This window comes from Flavobacterium frigidimaris (assembly GCF_002217275.1).
In the GTDB taxonomy this organism is placed as follows: domain Bacteria; phylum Bacteroidota; class Bacteroidia; order Flavobacteriales; family Flavobacteriaceae; genus Flavobacterium; species Flavobacterium aquidurense.
This window is the reverse complement of sequence record NZ_MUGV01000071.1, coordinates 1-949: the sequence shown is the minus strand read 5'-3', so window position 1 is coordinate 949 and position 949 is coordinate 1. Positions and strand designations below refer to the sequence as shown.

1 protein-coding gene is annotated in these 949 nt (G+C 23.1%); it reads right to left on the bottom strand.

The window, feature by feature from the left end; genetic code table 11:
- Positions 1 to 97: 97 nt before the first annotated feature.
- On the bottom strand, positions 98 to 508 hold the full coding sequence (locus B0A65_RS23075) for a hypothetical protein (RefSeq protein WP_074657865.1): 411 nt from the start codon (positions 506 to 508) through the stop codon (positions 98 to 100).
- Positions 509 to 949 lie beyond the last annotated feature (441 nt).

Below are 949 nucleotides of genomic sequence, written 5' to 3'. Positions count from 1 at the left end.
TTAGATCGATTCGTAAATATCTTTACATAAAATTGAGTTTGTAGTCTGAGAGATTAATACGATACAAGAAAAACTTGAAAGATTGTGTACTTATTCTTTATTTTAAAAATTTATTAAATTTCAGATAGAATAAACTATAAACCAGAATACATAAAAATACTATTGCAATAGAAATTTTATTATATTTATTAAGGCTTAACACAGCTATTGATCCAATGACACTTGTTCCATAAAAAGATAAAAAACGAAAAATCAAGTTATTTCGAATGACAAGAAATAGATTTAAATAAGCTGAAGATGAAAGTAATAGCATTAAAGTAAAAAACATCAATGTATATATGAAAAATAGCATAATTGACACATCGCAACCTCCAATTAAGTCTTTTTCATCTTTTAAACTGATCTGCCAAACAAACGCACTAATTAAACTTAATGAAATCAATAAAAAATTAAGTTTTCGCATTAAATAACTAAAAATTTCTTTATTAGTTTTAATTGTATTTTTCATCGTTAGAATTAATTTTACATCTTTTTCAAAAGAAATAGAATTATTATAATTGTGGGTATTACTGTGACAATAAAACAAAATAGATATTTGATTTTTTGCGAGTTATTTTTTATGATTAATAAAATTATATTAAAAATAATCCAAGTAAGAAGCCCCGCAATTATTGGAAAAACATTTAAGGCTAACCATTCTCCGGAAGGAAGACCTCCAAATTGAATAGAAAATATCCAAAAAGAAAATATCAGAATTATTGAAAACTCCAATATTTTTTTCGAACTAAAAAAATATGATTTATTCATAGTTTATTAAAATTTTGATGTAAAAGAAATTCTAGTAATAAATGGTTTGTAATTTTTAAAGTGTTGTAAAACAGATTGAACATAAAAAATCCTGATGATATTTTTATTCTGGACTTCATAAAAAGAATGAGACACCAAAAAT

Bases quoted from the DNA above. Each gene is read 5' to 3' on its own strand.
- B0A65_RS23075 (WP_074657865.1), bottom strand. From the start codon at position 508: ATGAAAAATACAATTAAAACTAATAAAGAAATTTTTAGTTATTTAATG.